This is a genomic window from Clostridium puniceum (genome assembly GCF_002006345.1).
In the GTDB taxonomy this organism is placed as follows: domain Bacteria; phylum Bacillota; class Clostridia; order Clostridiales; family Clostridiaceae; genus Clostridium; species Clostridium puniceum.
On the sequence record NZ_LZZM01000173.1, the window covers coordinates 43,802 to 62,347 of the forward strand.

Genomic DNA, 18,546 nt, shown 5'->3' on the forward strand with positions numbered 1-18,546 from the left:
ATGAAAAATGAGTGTATCAAGTATAGTAGCATTTATATTTATACTGATAGTAGATATAGTTCTTATTAAAATAGACCGAAAGAATAAATTAATAATTGCAGGTACAAATAAATATAAAGTAATAATGCCGGTTGTAGTAATTGGATTTGTTATTTATACAGCTATATCTAAAAATTTTAAAGTTGAAGATATGGCAATATTAATAGGAATATTACCGCTGGCGTTTGTTGGAAATAAATGTGGTATAACAGAAAGAGGAATATTAACTAATTCTTATGTACTTACATGGAATAAGATTGAAACTTATTCTTTAGAAGAACAAAGGAATAAATATGTACTTTCTTATAAAACCAATGTAGGAGTAAGAAGATTACTTTTTAACGAAAAAGATAAGGATGAAGTTAAAAAATACCTATTAGGAATAAGAGAATTAAAATATGCTAGAAAATAAAATTTTGATAAAATATAGAGATTTACCTTTAACCATTTGAAGGTAAATCTTTATATTTTATCCCCAAAAGTATAGAAATTTTTAGAAGAAAACTTAATAAAATTAAGTCTTAGAAATAATATAAATTTCTAGAAATATTTTTAAGCTAGATGAAAATGGAAATAGAATTATATGATATAATGTATAAATGTAATGTAAGATTTACAGTTGACTAAAAAAGGCATTAGACATATAAAAAATAACAAGTCTATTGATACGATGTATATTTCCTATTAGAGAAGTAAATGTAATCAACTTATAGTGAGGCTATTAAGTGATTATGGTGGCGAAGTATAATAAGAAATAGACTAGTATGTGGATTTATTATTTTTTGACTATGCCCTAAGAGAGGAAGATAAATAAAATGAGTAAGACTCTAGTATTATTATTAGGAGAGTATAGTCAAAAATAAATATTATTATCTATTATTTAAATAAGATGTGATATTGTAACACTTTATAAGTAATTAATTATTGACTTTATTTCTATTAAAGTCAATAATTAGATTAAAGTAAGATTAGATAAGAAGTGGTATATATGGAATTTAAGGTTAAAGAGATTAGATATCATAAAAGGATAGGAAATAGAGTTGAAAGGATACCAGCAGCTATAATCGTAGTTGAAGATAGTAAGACAGGAAATCAGAGTCCACATGTAATAACTCATTTTTTATATAAAACTTACCATAAAAATGCTGGTTCAATTAATACCGAATTAGCTCCTGCAAGAAATATAGTCCAATTTTTAAATTATATTTTAATGAAGAAGGAAACAGATAATGCGTTTGATGATGTTAAAGGATTAACTGATTTAAATATTAACCATGCAAATTCATATTTAGAGTACTGTGTGGAAGAGAAAAAAAATCTTAATAATACATTAGAAATTAAAGAAATGTATTTATCAGAATTTTACAAGTACTTGGATGATGAGAAAATTTTAAAAGAATCACCTACATTTATTCCTAATATAACTACAACGTATAAAGGATATACTAGAACATCTTATAGGTTAGATTTTATGTATAGAAAAACTGACGAAAAATTTTTATATAGAAAAATTAAGAGAAAAGATATGGTACCTAAAAACTATATGAATAATTATAACAGACAAGAAATACGGTTGAAATATATTTATGAATTTTTACTTATTGCACTTAAAGAAAAACCTGAGATTAGTTTTGCAGTTGCATTACAAATTTTTGCAGGACTTAGAATGGGTGAAGTTGTTAACTTAATGAAGAGCTCGTTATTATCACAAAATAATAAAAAATACGGAGAAGATGGATTAATTATATTAGTAAGAGACAATCAAGACATTCTTTTCCCTAGGTTGAAAAATTTAGCTACTGTAGCAGTGAAAAAGCCAAGAGATCAAGCGTGTCTAAGTAATAAACTATTAAGTTATTGTTATAAAAATCATATTAATAATATAATACCTAAATTACAAAAAGGCAACAAATCAGATATTCTATTTTTTGATATTGATGGTAATGCAATGTCAGGAGATACATATGAAAATAGATTTAATGAATTGAAGGATATTTACAAAGGATATTTACTTGGAACTAATGGACGTTATGAAGATTATCGAGAATTTTCTGAAACTAGATGGGGAACACACATATGTAGGGGGATATTTACAAATTTTTGTCATGATGCTGGATTTAGTGTAGAGCAAACAGCAATACTTAGAGGTGATTCTAACACACACTCTATGAGTAGTTATTTTGATGTTTTGTCTGCTACATATAATATAAGTAAGGCAATTAATATAATTATGCCACACATAGAAAATGATGAATTCTCAGTATTTAGCAGTGATTATAAAAAAATAATTACGTATTAAGAAGGAAAATTTTTATGAATTTTGATAATAAGAAATTTGGATCAATTTATAGAGTGGCAAAGTTTATAGGTTACTCAGAAACTGAGATTAATAATACAAGAATTATGAATGACTTATATGATGGTTTGAGTAATATTGAAGAAATAATTTATCATGATTTAGAATTTGAAGTTAGAATTTCTAGTGGAGAACCGCCAGTAAGAAGAATATATTATATGGAAAGTTTGTTTACTTTTTATGAAAATTATGTTTCTAAAGAAAAATTAACTAACGAAATAGGGTTAAGTTCTGAACAAATTTATATAATAGAGAATAGTTTAAATGTAAAAAGTGTTAAATTAGGTGAAAGGTTGAATCAAATTTATTTCAAAGGTAATAATCTTTCAATGATTTGTCGCCATTATAATTTCTCGAAGTTTACGGATTCGTTTCTTATTTTGAAAGCAACTAGTCTCAGAATAAGTTTGACACAAGAGAAGATAACTAAATTTGAAGAAGAGTTAAATGTTATTATTAATGTTTTTTTAGGGCAGGAATTTATAAATTCATATTTCTTTTTTTATTATTTACATAATATATTAATTAGATATAAATATCCTAGTAATATTTATAGTGATGTGTTGTCAAAGCTTGTTAATGCGGAAACTATATTTTGTCAAGAGTTGTTAAAGAAATATAATAAAAATTTAGAAATTACTTTCTATGCAATTGCTGACAAGATATTTATTAGTAGAAATGATTTTATTAGAATGATGGAATTAGAGAAGTATAGAAGTGTTGAAGAAATTTGTAATCAGTTAAGACTAGATAAGTCTGAGGTTTTCAAAAGTTTATTTAATATTGGCTATATAGACAAGTATAATTCTATACTAATATTTAATGATAAGGTTAAAAAAACAAATTTAGGACTATATATTCATAGTTCTCTAGTAGAAGAAATTTTTTTTGATAATTATTTTAGTGATGATCAAGTGGATGATTTAATAGCAAAGAACATTAGCTTATTTAATGAAAAGGACATAAAATATATTAGTTATAATAGTAAGAACTACATTCATGTGGAAGCATATAAGAAATTATATTATATAATAAAAGCATCAAATGATGATTATATTTATATAAATGAAGTTCTTGAATTAAAGGAAGTAAATAGTTTAATTGATGTTTCTAAAATTCGAAAAAGTAGATTTCAACAACAATTAAGCAAGCTGATTATGCCAGAATGCTTAATCAGCTACGATTATATTAGGCACAAAAAATTATGTAGACTACCTAAGGTATTTTCTAAAGCGAAAGTTACTAAATTCTTTAAAGAACTTGTTAAAAAAGAAGATCTGTGTAGCGAATTTAATATAAGTGCAGAAAATGTTGAGCTAATAATACAAAAATGTGATGTAAAATGCTATAGATTTTTAAAAGAATGTATATCTAATCTTTACAATTTTAAGGAATTCAATAGCAAAATGTTTATTTCTGATGATGAAAAATTTGTAAGCATAAAAGTTATATCAAAACGTTTTTATGGAAAATCGTTTGTTAATAATTCATTTGAATTGAATTTAGCAAATAGTATAAAAAAAGTAGGGGAAAACATTATAAGTTTTAAGAAACTCGAGAAACCTATGTTTGATATTAAGGATTCTTGTGTTGTGGAATATTTGTATAATTTAAGTGAGTTTGAAGAATTTTTTAATAAGCTAATTCCTTTTGATTATGTAGTTGATAAATTACAAATTCAGGCTATTAATTTGACATTGAATTTAAAAAAGTTAAAAATAGAACCTGTTATTTTAGGAAATGCAACTGATAAATTTATATATAAGGACTTAGTTAAAGTTATTAAAACTTTCGTTGAAGCAAATAAAAAGCCTTTAACTTATGTTGAATTTGCTGAAAAAAATAATTGTGTAACATTATCATCTGTAGAAGAAAAACTTAAAATCAGTAAAAAAATATCTTCACAATTAATTAAGAATAATAAAATAAAAATAATTTGTAAATATAACGGTGTATACCTAATAAATAGAGAAAATTTAGAAGAACTTATAGAAGAAAAACAATTATTTCTTGATCAAATGGAAAATGTCTATATAACTTATACTGGTATTGAAAAGCTATATGGAAAATCTTTTGCAAAAAAAATTCCTAAACATAATGGTGCAAAAGGAATAAATTTAGATAAGAGGGAAATCCCATTAATAGCTAAGGATATATATTTGAAGAACAATTATATCTATAGAAGGGATGAGGTTTATAGAGTATGGAAAAAATCACATGAGTATGAAGAATTAAACTCAGTAACTATTAATGATCATTTTGAAAATTTCAAAAATAAAGTTGAAAATGTGTTTAAAGTAAATTTTACTGAAAAGCAACAAAGTTCAAAAAAGCTTTGGTATGAGTATGTTCAACATTTACTTATTAAAATGAATCTTTGTGATAAAAGGAGAGAAAATCATAGAATAAATCAATTAGCATATAACACTAGAGAAATTTTTAGTAAATTTTCTGATGAAATTTTTAATTATTCGTCTCAGGAAATAAATAAGATTTATTTAGATGATAAGAGTTTGGTGAAAGTTACATATAAGCAAGATTTTTATAGCTTTTTAAAATCACTATATAGAAGCTTTTTATTAAAGAAAAAATATCCGGTGTTTAAAATTGATAAATCCAGAAAGTAAGAAATGTAAAAAAGAAAAAAATAAAGACATATATTCATATTATGAATATAAAGAAATTTATAAATATTGCGCTAATATAGAATTACATAAAAGTAAGTCGTTAAATGATATTGGAGCTCTTTTGACTAACAAAAATAATACAAAGTATTATAGATATGCGAGTGCATGGGCATATTGTATAGTGTTATTAACAAATGCATGGAGAAGAAATACTATTCTAACACAAATACCACGAATTGACTTAAGTGGAACTAGAATATGTAATTTGGAATGGCTTGAAAATAATACACCAAGTTTAGAAGAAGCCAATAGTATAATATATGAAATTGGAAGGTATATAACTTATATAAATAAAAATAAAGTTAATCAAGAAAGTATATTTGTTATAGGAGAACCATTAAAAATTCCTTTTGCAATTGCAGCAAGTATTTGTGAATTGACCAAACAAAGATTGGTTAATGATGAACCTTTTTTATTAAACTTATCTAATGATTTTTCACATGAATCAAAATCTTATAAGATTTTTTTTGAGATGTTTAATTCAGATATTATTTTAGAAAATAGAAAAATGAACCGGACATTAGAGTCATTTTATAATTCTATATATTCCGATAATGGAGAAGGTTTAAAGACAGCAAAATATGCGCGAGGTCATAAAAGAATTGAAACTACAATAGAACATTATGTGATATTAACTGATGAAGAAATTGATGAGTTAATATTGACATTGTTTGAAAGAGGAAATTTTGGATTTGCATATAAAATTATTGCAGAGACATTGTATGGCGATTTTGATTGTGATAAAAAACTTACTAACAAAATAGTAGAAATAAAAGAGACGTTTGGAGATATTGATAAATTGGAAGCAACTTGTGGTGTGATAAATAGATTATCTTTTGATCAGCAAGAAGCACGTGAATATATAAAAAAGTTAGAATTAAATGAGTTGAGAGAATTATATAGCAGAGCGATAGCTGGATTGTTAAATTCAAATCTTAAGAATTACCAATGTATTCTTAAGCGATGCAAGTACATCGATGAGATGCAAACTAATGATAGATGTAAAGCTTGCAGTTATGCAATTATAAATATATATGCATTATCTAACATAATGGATAATTATATATATTTACTAGAATTCATAAAAGATAATTATTTTTCAATAAATGATGGAGAAAAGAAAAAAATTGCAAATCACTTATATTTATTAAATAATAAAGTAATGGAAGCAAGAGAGATATTTGGAAGAAACGTTGTAGATGGATTTGTAAATGGAGGAACTAATAGAATAAAGGAACTTGGTTCTGAAATAAACTCTTTTGGTTTAATTGAGTATAGAACAAGTGGAGTATTATTAAGGAGCGATGACTAATTTGGCTAAAAAAATAATATTAAACTCATCGGTTAATGATATTAGTGAAAATATGATTCAAGAAAGAAAATATGATATTAAATATTTGATTAATAACGCAATTAAGATGTTGAATAATTATGATGATAAGTATGGGAAAAAAATTGATGTTGATTTTTTAAAAGATAAATGGGTTTTTCTTTATGAAATAGATTATTCAATTCAAACTTTTGATTTTCAAGAGATAAGAGAATGTTTAAAATTTAATAATGATATTGATATAGAAGATTTTATATTAAAAACTAAGCTTTGGGTTGTTAACATAATAACAAGGAAAGCAATAATAACGAGCCATACTGATTTTAGATATTTTATATCTGCAGTTAAGCACACTAATGGATTTAAAAATGAAAATCTTAATAAATTTTATGATGACTTAAATGCAAATCTAATAATAAGATTTAATTGCCTTAATTATGTAAGTGATGATTCATTATTTAAATGTATCACAAGCATTAAATCTTTTTTAAAACTTTATGAAGAAGAATATGGTCATATATTAATGAAAATAATAGAATTATTTCCTGACAAAGTTAGGAGTAGTTCAAGGTTGTTACCCAAATTTAGTGTGTTTGTTGAGTTTAATATGTATTTAATCAATTGGTATAATGAAATCATCGAAAATTTTGATGAATCTAAACATAATAAATTCTATATTTTATATTTATGGTTTAATTTAGGTTGTATTATTCCGATGCGTCCATCTGAGTTTTGCTTAATTAAATATGATTGTATTGGATTTGAAAATGGTAAATATTATATTAAATTTCCTAGATTAAAACATCAAAGAAAAGGTGCCTTCCGAAAGAATATTTATGAAGAAAAATTCGCTATATCGTCAACATTATATGATGCTATACAATTTTATAAAAGTAATGTAGTGCCAGAAACGAGAGAATATTTAATTCAAATATCAGAAGAATTTTCTATTAGTGTACAGAATAAAATTGATATAGAAAAGAATGAAATTCATATAATTAATGACACTATCAATGAGATAATTAAAGAGTTTACCTTGGAAATTAAAAAAAATAAAACGGAAAATATTCATAATACAAACGAATCACGAAGAAATTACATTTATAGTGGAGACTTGAGGCATATTGCTATAATTAATATGATGATGCAAGGTTATAATAGAGTAGAAATTGAGTATTTAGCAGGACATTATAATACTGAAACTCAATATAGTTATATAAATCATGCAGAAACATGGATGAATATTGAGGTTCTAAAACTTGAAAAAAGTATTAGGGATCTTTCTGATAATGAATGCGTTAGCCATATGAATACTTTTGAAACACAAGAGATGATTGAAAAATTAATGGAGAATACATTTATAGGGAAAGGTAGTAGTGAAAAATATATTAAGTTAGATATTGGATATTGTAAAAATAAAGATATGCCATGTCCTACATATAACTGGAAGCATAAAGGTGATTATTTTTGTGAATATTGGGGCATTTCCCCAGAGGAATTATTAGAGAAACGAATAATAATAGAAAATGATTTAAATGATCTTTATAATGAAACTGTTGATAAATTGATATTTTTGAAGTCTTTATACGCAATTAGAAAAAAAGATAAAAATCAAGAGTATCAAGAAACAATAACATCGACTAGAAATGAAATTAATTCTAACTTAAAATGTATCGCAAAGTTACGAAAGGGGGTATGGAGTGAATGGAGTCAAAAAGAGGAAGGAAAGGAATTTTAGAAGAATTAAGTAATGAACAAAAACTAAAAAAATTAATTCTAGAGTATGACAAAAGTGAAAATATTGATTTAAGAGTATCATATAAAAACATATATTCTTATGTAAAAAGAAAATATGAAGAAGGTGCAGTGGAATTTTGTCTTTCCTATACATGGTGGAAGACAACAGGAAAGTATTTGGTAGATAATTATAACTTATTAAAGATTAAAACTGTAAAAATATCAGAAAAAGATCAATTGGACGTTATTGATATCATTGAAATAGTGGAAAAGAATTATGATAATAAAGAAAAATTAATAGGAAATCTTAAACATTATAATATGATTATTGAGAGACTGGTAGAAAGAATTAATAAGTTGGAAGAGAAAATTGAAAAAGATAATGATAGAATTTTACAAAAGGATGAGACAATTATTAATTTAAAAGATGAAAATTCAAAAAAATTGGATTTGATTAATACATTATTTTATTTACATATTAGTTCAGAAAGCAAATTGCAAGATTTGATGAAGTTTGGAAATAAAAGAAATGATGTTTTAGCATCAGCAATATATGATACTTTTTCAAATCCGATTGAATTCTATAAAGAATATGAAAATATTCTTAAAGAAGTTAATAAAGATAATGAAGAAAAAAATAATGTTACACAGTTATATGATTGGTAATGATTAAAGAAAGGAATAATAAATGAATAAAATATTAGTACTGGCAGAAAAGCCAAGCGTAGCGAGAGAAATAGCAAAAGTAATAATTAAAGGTAAGTGTAATAATAAGGGGAGTTATATAGAAGGGGAAAAATACATAGTAACATGGGCTCTAGGACATTTAGTTGAACTTCAATCACCAGAGTCTTATGATGAAAAATATAAAAAATGGGATATGGGAAGTTTGCCTATGTTACCTAAGCACATGAAATTAGCCGTTATTAAGAAATCTTCTAAACAATTTTTTGAAGTTAAAAAGCAGTTGCTTCGGCAAGATGTTGAGATGATTGTGATTGCAACTGATAGTGGTCGAGAAGGTGAGTTGGTTGCACGATGGATTTTGGAAAAGTCAGGGGTAAGAAAACCTATAAAAAGATTATGGATATCATCTCAAACACAAAAAGCAATAGTAAATGGATTTAATAATCTTCAACCAGGTGAAAAATATGATAACTTGTATAAAGCAGCGCAATGTAGAGCAGAAGCAGATTGGATAGTAGGATTAAATGTAACAAGAGCCTTAACTTGTAAATATAATGCCCAACTATCAGCTGGTAGAGTACAGTCTCCAACTTTAGCCATGATAGTAAATAAAGAAGATGAAATTAAAAATTTTAAACCAACAGACTATTATAATATAGAAATAAAAAATAATAAATTTACGTTGAATTGGGTAAAGAATGGGAATAACTCTATATTTGATGAAAATATTGCTAAAATGATTGAAGCTAAATGCAGAGGAAAAAATGGAGAAGTGATTGAAGTAATAAAATCTGATAAAAAGAAATATTCTCCTGCGCTTTATGATTTAACTGAACTTCAAAGAGATGCAAATAAGATTTGGGGATATTCAGCAAAACAAACTCTAAATATTATGCAAAGATTATATGAAAATCATAAGGTACTAACTTATCCTAGAACAGATTCAAGATATGTAACTACAGATATAGTTTCGACGATACCTGAGAGATTGAAAGCTATTACATTTGGAGAATATAGAGCTTATTGTGAAAAGTTAGTTAAAGAAGGAATCAGGGGAAATAATAGATATGTTGATAATTCAAAAGTTACTGATCACCACGCTATAATTCCCACAGAAGAGAAAGGTAATTTGGCGAATTTAAGTGTTGAAGAAAGTCATATTTATCACTTAGTAATAAAAAGATTTTTAAGTGTATTATTACCAGCATATGAATACGAGCAAACCACAGTTAAAGTCAAGATAGATGAGGAAACTTTTGTGGCTAGAGGCAATGTTACAAGGATTAAGGGATGGAAAAAGCTCTATGAAAAAGATTCATTCGATGAAGAAGAAAATACTCAAGAGTTACCAGAGATTAAAGAAGGAGATATAATTAGAGTTGATTCTATAAATCTAATAAAAAGACAAACTACTCCACCAGCAAGATTTAATGAAGCATCATTATTATCTGCTATGGAAAATCCACATAAATATATGAAAGTTGGAACAGAGGCGGCTAAAACGTTAGGAGAAACTGGAGGCCTTGGGACCGTGGCTACGAGAGCTGATATTATTGAAAAACTTTTTAATTCTTTTGTTATAGAAAAGAGAGGAAAAGAAATTATACCTACATCAAAAGGAAAACAATTGATTGAATTAGTACCAAATGAATTAAAATCTCCACTTTTAACGGCTAAATGGGAAAAAAGATTAGACGAAATTTCAAAAGGAAAATCTAATGCACATGAATTTATAAGAGAAATGAAAAATTATACTGTTGCTCTTATTGAAGATGTTAAAGATGATAATAGTAAATTTGTTCATGATAATAAAACTGGAAAGAAGTGTCCAAATTGTGGAAAATATTTATTAGAAGTAAAAGGAAAGAATGGTATAATGAATGTATGCCAGGATAGAGAATGTGGTTATAGAGAAAATATCTCAAGAGTGACAAATGCAAGATGTCCAGAGTGCAAAAAGCGACTAGAAATTAGAGGTCAAGGCGAAGGGAAAATCTATATTTGTCCAGGGAGTAATTGTAATTTTAGAGAAAAAGCATCTGTCTTTGAAAAGAGATTTGATAAATCTGCCAAAACTAATAAAAAAGAAGTTAACAATATAATGAAGAAAATGAGAAAAGAGGCAGAAGCTGACTTAAATAATCCATTTGCCGATCTTTTAAAAGATTTTAATAAATAACAAATACTAAAGGTAGAACAATACAATGATTGTTCTACCTTTAGTATTACACCAGAAAAAATAACTTTGTTAGGTATTTTCTTTATATAAAAACAATGTACTATATAAAATTGATTTAAATTATATAAGAATGAATTTTTGTGTAAAAGAAAAGAACGCCCCATCTAATCGCAAAAATAGCGTTCATTTTCTTTCCAAGTAAAATCTAATAGCCTAAACTAAAAACTTTATATAAAGTGTTACATTAGTATTAGGATATTTTCAATTATAGCATAATATGCATATAAAGTCTTAAAAGATTAATGAATTAATATTGATATGCTAGTAAGCTAAGAGTAATTAATATAATTCAGACATAAATGTCACAACTGTACGTAAAATAAATCATTGAATTAAAAATTGTAGATGAAAATTAAAGTTAGATAATAAAGAATTAGAAGATTGTAATGTCAATTTAGAAAAAGATATGGAGATAAGTGTATTTTTATATTTGAAGTATAAAATTTTCAAGGTTAAATGATATATTGATAGAGAAAGTTGAGCTCTTTAGAAACTAAATATATGGAAAATAAAAATTATTATAGATAATATAGAAAAGTTTGTAAAAATTGAAGTATAATAAAGATAATTGACATATTTTTTTACACTTCACTAATTAGTATGAAGTGTCTATTTTATATTATTTATAATGACATATAAAATGTATGTGAAATTTCAATGAATAGAGGGCGTGATGGTTTGAAATATATACAAATTGATATATATCCAGCTAAAAGTGGAGATGCATTTTTAATCAAATTTTCTAATGGAAAAAATATTGTTATTGATATGGGATTCAAAGAAACATATGAGCTTTATATGAAGAAGGATTTTCTAGAATTAAATGCTATTGGAGGAAAGATTAATTTAATGATAATATCTCATATTGATAAAGATCATATTGAAGGGGCAATTCAGTTTTTTAAAGAGAATTCAAGGAACACAAAGATAATTGAAGTAGAAGAAGTTTGGCATAATAGTTATAAGCATCTACAAATAAAAAAAAATGATAATTTAATTGGAAATGATAAAGAACTTGATATTTTAGATGAAATTAAAAACTCTAATTCAATTGAAAAAACAGATGAATTTAATGAAAACAAAGGGATTAGTGCGCTTCAAGGATCAACCCTTGCAAGTTATCTTTATGCTTACAATTACAATTGGAATGAATCATTTTGTGGAGGACCAATATGCAGTGAAATAGAATCAAATTGTAATCTTGATGAAATTAATATTAATATAATTTCACCAAATTTTAAAAAAATGAAGAATTTATCAAGAATATGGCTATCATTTTTAAGAAGTAAAAAATATGATTTCAAAATTACAAACGATGTAATTTTTGATGACGCTTATGAATTTTATATTAAAAATATAAATGAGTTTGAAGTGGAAGAAAGTGATAACATCTCATATGCCCCAATTAAATTTGAAATAGAAAAATTAAAATTAGTTGAGGCAAAAGAAAAAGATAATTCTAAATCAAATGGAGCATCTATAGGTGTAGAGATTTCTTATAAAGAAAAGAAAATGTTATTTTTAGGGGATTGTCATGAAGATATAGTAATTAATAGATTATTGAATGAATGCAAAGATGGTCAAGAGAAATATTATGATGTGATTAAACTTCCGCATCATGGAAGTCTAAGAAATAATAGTAATTGGATTAATTTCGTAAGAGCAAAGTATTATATTTTTTCAACAGATGGTAAATCTCATGAGGGACATCCAAGTGTTGAAGTAATATCTAAAATTATTACTAAGAATAAAGGAAATAAAGAAAAAGTATATCTAGTATTTAATTATAAAGTAGAGTGTATAGTTTATTTTGAGTCTGAAGAGTTGAAGGAAATATATAACTATGACATTGTTTGTAGTGATGCGCAGGAAAAAATAAGTATTTGTATCTAGGGGGAGATATAAGTGGAATTAGAAAAGTTTGTGGTAAGAATTATATGTGGAGATAATGAGAAAGATAAAAATGGAATATTAGGGACAGGTTTTTTCATTGATAGAAGTATAGTAATCACTGCATATCACGTTGTTAGTAATTATGATGATTTAGGAGATAAGATATTTGTCAATCCAATAAATTTAGGTGATGATAAGTTCTATGAGGCAAAAATCGTAGATATGAAAGAAAAATCACAAATAGCTATTTTGGAATTGAATGAAAAATTTGATATTAATGAATTAAAATTTACTATAGATTACAATATAAATCCTCAAAAAGATCAATGGAGAACATTTGGATATCCAAAAGTGAAAAGAAGAAAAGGGCACATAGAAAAAGGTTTAGTGTCTAGATTATTAAGTAAATTAAATTCTGAAAATACTAATATTGATTTAGAAATAAGCTCCTCAAATATAAATGATTTGTCAGGGTTGTCTGGAGCTCCATTTGTTATAAACGACATGTTATTGGGTGTTATAATTGAGCAATCTGAAGCTGCTGGAAAAATTATATCAATAGGTGCAATCAGCATAACTGAATTAAAAGAAGTGATTCCATTAAAATATATCACTGAAAATATATATATAAAAAAATTGAAAGAGTTATCATATAAGCATACCCAAAATGAAATTAATAAGAACATTATAAATAAAAAATATGTTAAGAATATATTTGTTGAAACTGGTGATTTAAAGGAAAAAACTCGATATTTCACAGATAAGATATTATTTTATTATAAATTACTAGAAGATATAGAGTGTTTAACATTTAGAAATTTAAATTACTACCTTAGTAAATTTAATCTACCTATTTTCAAAATTGAAATAGAAGATGAGTTAAAAACTAATACAAATATATTCAATATTAACGAGCGGTTAGATAAAATTGAAGTTAAGATAAAGAAGATTTTGAGTGAGTTGAATTCATTAAATATTAAAGTTGAAGAGAAGTTTAAACAAGACATAGCTCCCAATAGAATTTTTGGATTTGAACAAAATCTATATAAAATTCAAAATGAGTGCATTGTGGAGGGAACTTTAACTAAATACTTAGATAAGATAAGGTTAATGAAAGCTAGTATTTTCTTGATTACAGCAAAAGCTGGGCAAGGTAAGACAAATTTCATTTGTGATTTTGTTGAGAATTTTTTACATAAGAAAAATATTATAACATTATACTTTAATGCAAAGGATTTTAATGTTTTTGATATAGAAAATTATATTCACGATGTTGTGTTTAAAAAAGAATACAAACTTGATGAAATAAAAAAATTGTTAAATGAAAGTAGAACAAATGATGACAAAGATATTGTTATTATTATAGATGGATTAAATGAAAATTCTAACATAGCAGAGTTTAGGGAGAAACTAATATTATTTATTGATGAATTTAAGTTAAATTGTAAATTTATTCTTACATGTAGAGAAGAATATTTTGAAGATAGATATAGAAAACTAGTCGAGCATTTTGGTGAAAAGGAACTATATCACAACAGAGTAAATAATTTTAATAGAAATGATATTGAAAAAGAGAGATTGTTTTATGGATATTTCAAGTTTTTTAATTTAAGCACTACTAATATTGCAGAAAATGTATTTGAAACTTTAACAGAAGATACATTACTATTAAGAACTTTTTGTGAGGCTTATGGAGATATCAATGAAAATGAACAAATTGTGCTGCCATTAATGTATGATATATATAAGTATGATGTATTTAAAAAATATTTTGATAAAAAGTTTATGACAATTAAGGAAAAAAAATTTAGTGATATAGAGAATTGTGAAAAATGTAGTTATGAAAAATTATTATCTGATTTAGCTGAATATATGATAGTTAATGAAAAGTATACAGATATACCTAAGAATACTATAAATTCGTTTGCTAATAAGGAATTATTAAAGGATATAGTCGATGAGGATATAGTATTTAGAGAGGATATTATAATAAAAAAAGGATTGACAAATAAAGAGGAATTGGTTATTAATTTTACTTTTGATGAATTTAGAGATTACTTGATTGCTAAACATTTACTTGAATTATTTGGTGTTAAAAGCAGTACGGAATATTATGATTTAATTTATAATATTACAAATAATCCTAGCGAAGTTATAGAGGGCGTACAAAAATATATATTTTATCAAGGTAAAATATATAATGATAAGGATTTTAATGAAATTTTATTTAAACAAGACTGGTATGAAAAAGTTTTTTTAACGAACATTTATTCAGTAGAAGATAAGTATATTGTGAATGAAGATATAGAAAAAATAAGTCGAATTTTTAAAAAAGATATTAAATATGCTTCTAAAATTATTGTGAATTTATTACATAGATATGATATAAAATATTTTAACAAGTTGAACACAGAAATATTAATAAATATTATTTTAAGTTTACAGGAAGATGAGTTTAGAGATTTGGTGATTCCAATCTTTAAAGAAGTAAAAAGTCTGTATACTTTTGAAAGAAAATATATGTATTTTCCAATGGATGATTTCTTGAAATTTTTATATAAATTATTGGAAGAAAAAGGTAATTTAGATGGACATAAATTTTTATTTGAATTCTTGATAATTATTATTGGAACCAATTATAAGGTTTTAAATGTTTTTGTAGAGTTTTTAAAAAGAGAGCAGAACAGTGCAGCTAATATTTTATTCAAATTTTCAAAAAGTAACTTAAAAGTTCTGAACTCAAATGTCCAAAAAATTATTAATGATGTTCTATCAAAAAATAAAGAATTGAACCTTTCTGAAGAAGTAAGTAAAAAGTTAAAATTAATATATGATAAATCTAGGAAAAATTTTAATTATAGAGGTTTATAAAGGAAAGATGGTGAAAAAATGATTATATTAATGGTTTCAGAATATAAATATTTTATTTTGTTTGATAAGGCTAAATTAACGGAAAATCAATTTATATCAAAATGTAAAGTAGAGGAAAACTCTTTTGCATGTGATCTAATGATAAAGGTATATAATACATTTTTTGATTTAGATATTGATTTAGAAAGTAAATATATTAAGTATTATTTGGATGAATATACTAACCTAGAGGAGTATTTATATAGCAAGTATCTCATAAATAGGGAATTTATTGAATTAATAATGAGGACTAAGAGAGAAAATGAAAAAATTTATTATATTGATCTATTAGAAAAAACTGATTATGGAATTAGTACGCTAATTAATGATGAATTAATTGAAAAGCTTAATAATATTCTTATGGAGGTATCAAATGAAAATCAAAACTGATTATATTACAAATAGTTCGTCAACTTCGTTTATTTTAATTATAAATAATGAGTTTTCTTTAGATAATTTTTTGAAGAATATTGGAATTAAAAGTGATTCAGATTTCAAGTACGTATTTGAAGGCTTATATAATTCGATACATGAGAATATGGAGCCAATTGAAAAATATGCGAAAGGCTATGCAGAATGTAAAGATGTTGATACTTTTCTTCAAGAAAATTTTGATGAATTTATTACTGAGAGAGTAAATAACTCTATTAAAGATGGGAAAAAAGTTTATGTTGGAAGGTTACATAGTGATAACAATGATATAGAAACTTTCTTCTGCACAGATTCATTTTGTATAGACTCTGATGAATTGTATTTTAATGGAGAAATATGTGTATGGTAAATAATAATCACAATATATTTATAAAAAGATACATGGATGAAGGGTACTATATTTATTTTAATAAAAACACTGGAGTTAATGTGAGATGTGAATTTAAAGAGAATGAAGAACCCTTTTGGTCAAATCACGGTCCGGAATTAATTGATATATCAATAACAAAATGGTGTGATAAAGGATGCGAATTTTGCTATAGAAACTCGAATGAACATGGTAAGCATATGAGCGTAGATGATTTTGAAGATATATTAAGACAAGCTGTAGAAATGGATACATTACAAGTTGCACTTGGAGGTGGAAATCCTAATCAACATCCTGAGTTTATAAAATTTTTACAGTTAGCTAGAGAAAAGTATGGCATAGTCCCATCATATACGACTAATGGACGAGGATTAACATTAGAAGTATTGAATGCAAGTAAAAGGTATTGTGGAGCAGTCGCAGTTAGTGCATATGAACCTTATAGTGAAATGAGAGCAAGTGTAACTAAACTACTTAATAAAGGAATTAAAACTAATATTCATTTTGTATTAACAAGCAGTTCAGTAGATATAGCAATTGATTGGTTAGAAAATTTACCTAACCACTTAGAGGGCATAAATGCAATAGTTTTTTTGAATTATAAGCCTGTTGGAAGAAATATTCTCAATAAGGAATTGCTGCTTAAAAATAATAAGAAGTTTGTTAAATTATTCAATATTATTGAAAGTAAGAAGTTACCCTTTAAAATAGGGTTTGATAGTTGCAGCATTTCAGGTGTGGTTAGTTGTATGAATATAAAAAAAGAGTATATAGAGTCATGTGAAGCAGGACGGTTCTCAGCATTTATTTCAGAAGATTTTAAATTATATCCTTGTTCATTTATGATGGATAAAGTTGTTGGAATTGATTTGAAAAAAAAGAGAATTATAGACGCTTGGAGAGATTCCAACCAATTCAATACTATAAGAGATAAGTTACAGAACAATAATTGTGTAGGGTTTTGTGAAAAAGAAGGAATTTGCAATGGAGGATGTCCAATCTTTAAAGATATATTATTATGTGATAAAAAATGAATGTAGAATTTGGTAAAGGAGTGTGATCATCATTGAAAATATATTTGTATTTAAAAGATGATTCTTATATATATGAAGAAAATAAGTAAGCGTAAAAAAATTAACGGATAGATAAATGTAAACCTCCATTGTTAAAATTAACATAGATTTTAACAATGGAGGTTTACCTATATGAATAATAATGAAAATATAAATTGGAGAGAAATTATTGCTACCTTTTCTTCTTACGAAGGAACGTTAGGAAATTTCTGCAATGCAAATCACATTACTAAAAGTCAATTCTATTACTATAAAAAGAAATTTAAGGATGAAGATAATAATTTACAGTTTCATGCTATTTCCATGAGAGAAGAAAGAGTAAAAACTGAAATCACTGTAGTTCCAGCTGATAGACCTAATATAATAATAGAAATAGGAGCAGTTAAAATATATGTACCGGCTAATGAAATAGCTGTTTTGAGTAATCTACTTAAGGATTTGATTACAAATGTTTAATCTTAATAAAGTTAATACAGTTTATCTTGCGTGTGGAATAACAGATTTGAGAAAAAGCATTGATGGGCTAGTCGTGATTGTGCAGACGCAGCTAAAGCTAGATCCGTTTGAAAAAGCTTTGTTTGTTTTTTGTAATAGGCAAATGAATAGAATTAAGATACTTCACTTTGATGAAGGATTCTGGCTGTACTATTTTAGACTTGAAAATAGTAAATTGAAATGGCCAATGACTCCTGACGAAGCTCTTAAAATCAACAAAGAAGAATTGAAATGGCTGCTTATGGGCTATGAAGTTAGAACTAAGTCTAAATTTAAGCCAATTGAAGTAAGAAACAGCTTT

At 25.5% G+C, this 18,546-nt stretch carries 14 protein-coding genes; all 14 read left to right on the forward strand.

Translation table 11 applies throughout. The annotated features are described in order from the left end of the window. The first annotated feature begins 7 nt into the window (after window positions 1-7). Window positions 8-451: a DUF5673 domain-containing protein gene (locus tag CLPUN_RS13555; protein WP_077847796.1), complete on the forward strand. Its 444-nt coding sequence runs from the start codon at window positions 8-10 to the stop codon at window positions 449-451. A 576-nt stretch (window positions 452-1,027) separates the two neighbouring features. After that, a complete protein-coding gene (locus CLPUN_RS13560; protein ID WP_077847797.1) occupies window positions 1,028-2,338 on the forward strand; it encodes a hypothetical protein in 1,311 nt (436 codons plus the stop codon). 14 nt (window positions 2,339-2,352) lie between these two features. Continuing rightward, complete coding sequence (locus CLPUN_RS13565) at window positions 2,353-5,022, forward strand: hypothetical protein (RefSeq protein WP_077847798.1); 2,670 nt, start codon at window positions 2,353-2,355, stop codon at window positions 5,020-5,022. Beyond that, window positions 5,003-6,394 carry a hypothetical protein gene (locus CLPUN_RS13570; protein WP_077847799.1) on the forward strand — a complete coding sequence of 464 codons (1,392 nt, stop codon included), beginning with the start codon at window positions 5,003-5,005 and terminating at the stop codon, window positions 6,392-6,394. Before CLPUN_RS13565 ends, CLPUN_RS13570 begins: the two co-directional genes overlap by 20 nt. A 1-nt stretch (window position 6,395) precedes the next feature. Further along, window positions 6,396-8,150 (forward strand): site-specific integrase, encoded by a 1,755-nt coding sequence (locus tag CLPUN_RS13575; protein ID WP_158078768.1) that lies wholly within the window; start codon window positions 6,396-6,398, stop codon window positions 8,148-8,150. After that, entirely contained in the window at window positions 8,117-8,815 is a 699-nt protein-coding gene (locus tag CLPUN_RS13580; RefSeq protein ID WP_077847801.1) for a hypothetical protein, read from the forward strand. Before CLPUN_RS13575 ends, CLPUN_RS13580 begins: the two co-directional genes overlap by 34 nt. 22 nt (window positions 8,816-8,837) lie before the next feature. Beyond that, the gene (locus CLPUN_RS13585; RefSeq protein ID WP_077847802.1) at window positions 8,838-11,015 is read left to right on the forward strand and encodes a DNA topoisomerase III; all 2,178 of its coding nucleotides are present in this window, start codon (window positions 8,838-8,840) and stop codon (window positions 11,013-11,015) included. A gap of 717 nt (window positions 11,016-11,732) precedes the next feature. After that, the gene (locus tag CLPUN_RS13590) at window positions 11,733-12,968 is read left to right on the forward strand and encodes an MBL fold metallo-hydrolase (RefSeq protein WP_077847803.1); all 1,236 of its coding nucleotides are present in this window, start codon (window positions 11,733-11,735) and stop codon (window positions 12,966-12,968) included. 12 nt (window positions 12,969-12,980) lie between these two features. After that, a complete protein-coding gene (locus CLPUN_RS13595; RefSeq protein ID WP_077847804.1) occupies window positions 12,981-15,839 on the forward strand; it encodes a S1 family peptidase in 2,859 nt (952 codons plus the stop codon). Between the two features lie 18 nt (window positions 15,840-15,857). Beyond that, window positions 15,858-16,268 (forward strand): hypothetical protein, encoded by a 411-nt coding sequence (locus tag CLPUN_RS13600; protein ID WP_077847805.1) that lies wholly within the window; start codon window positions 15,858-15,860, stop codon window positions 16,266-16,268. Next, window positions 16,252-16,659, forward strand: a complete 408-nt coding sequence (locus tag CLPUN_RS13605) for a hypothetical protein (protein WP_077847806.1) — start codon at window positions 16,252-16,254, stop codon at window positions 16,657-16,659. Before CLPUN_RS13600 ends, CLPUN_RS13605 begins: the two co-directional genes overlap by 17 nt. Continuing rightward, a complete protein-coding gene (locus CLPUN_RS13610; RefSeq protein WP_158078769.1) occupies window positions 16,653-17,711 on the forward strand; it encodes a radical SAM/SPASM domain-containing protein in 1,059 nt (352 codons plus the stop codon). Before CLPUN_RS13605 ends, CLPUN_RS13610 begins: the two co-directional genes overlap by 7 nt. Before the next feature lie 171 nt (window positions 17,712-17,882). Continuing rightward, window positions 17,883-18,206 (forward strand): IS66 family insertion sequence element accessory protein TnpA, encoded by a 324-nt coding sequence (gene tnpA, locus CLPUN_RS13615; RefSeq protein WP_077847808.1) that lies wholly within the window; start codon window positions 17,883-17,885, stop codon window positions 18,204-18,206. Beyond that, window positions 18,199-18,546 (forward strand): IS66 family insertion sequence element accessory protein TnpB (gene tnpB / locus CLPUN_RS13620; protein WP_008419068.1); only part of this gene is annotated, 348 nt, incomplete at its 3' end. The genes tnpA and tnpB, both read left to right, overlap by 8 nt.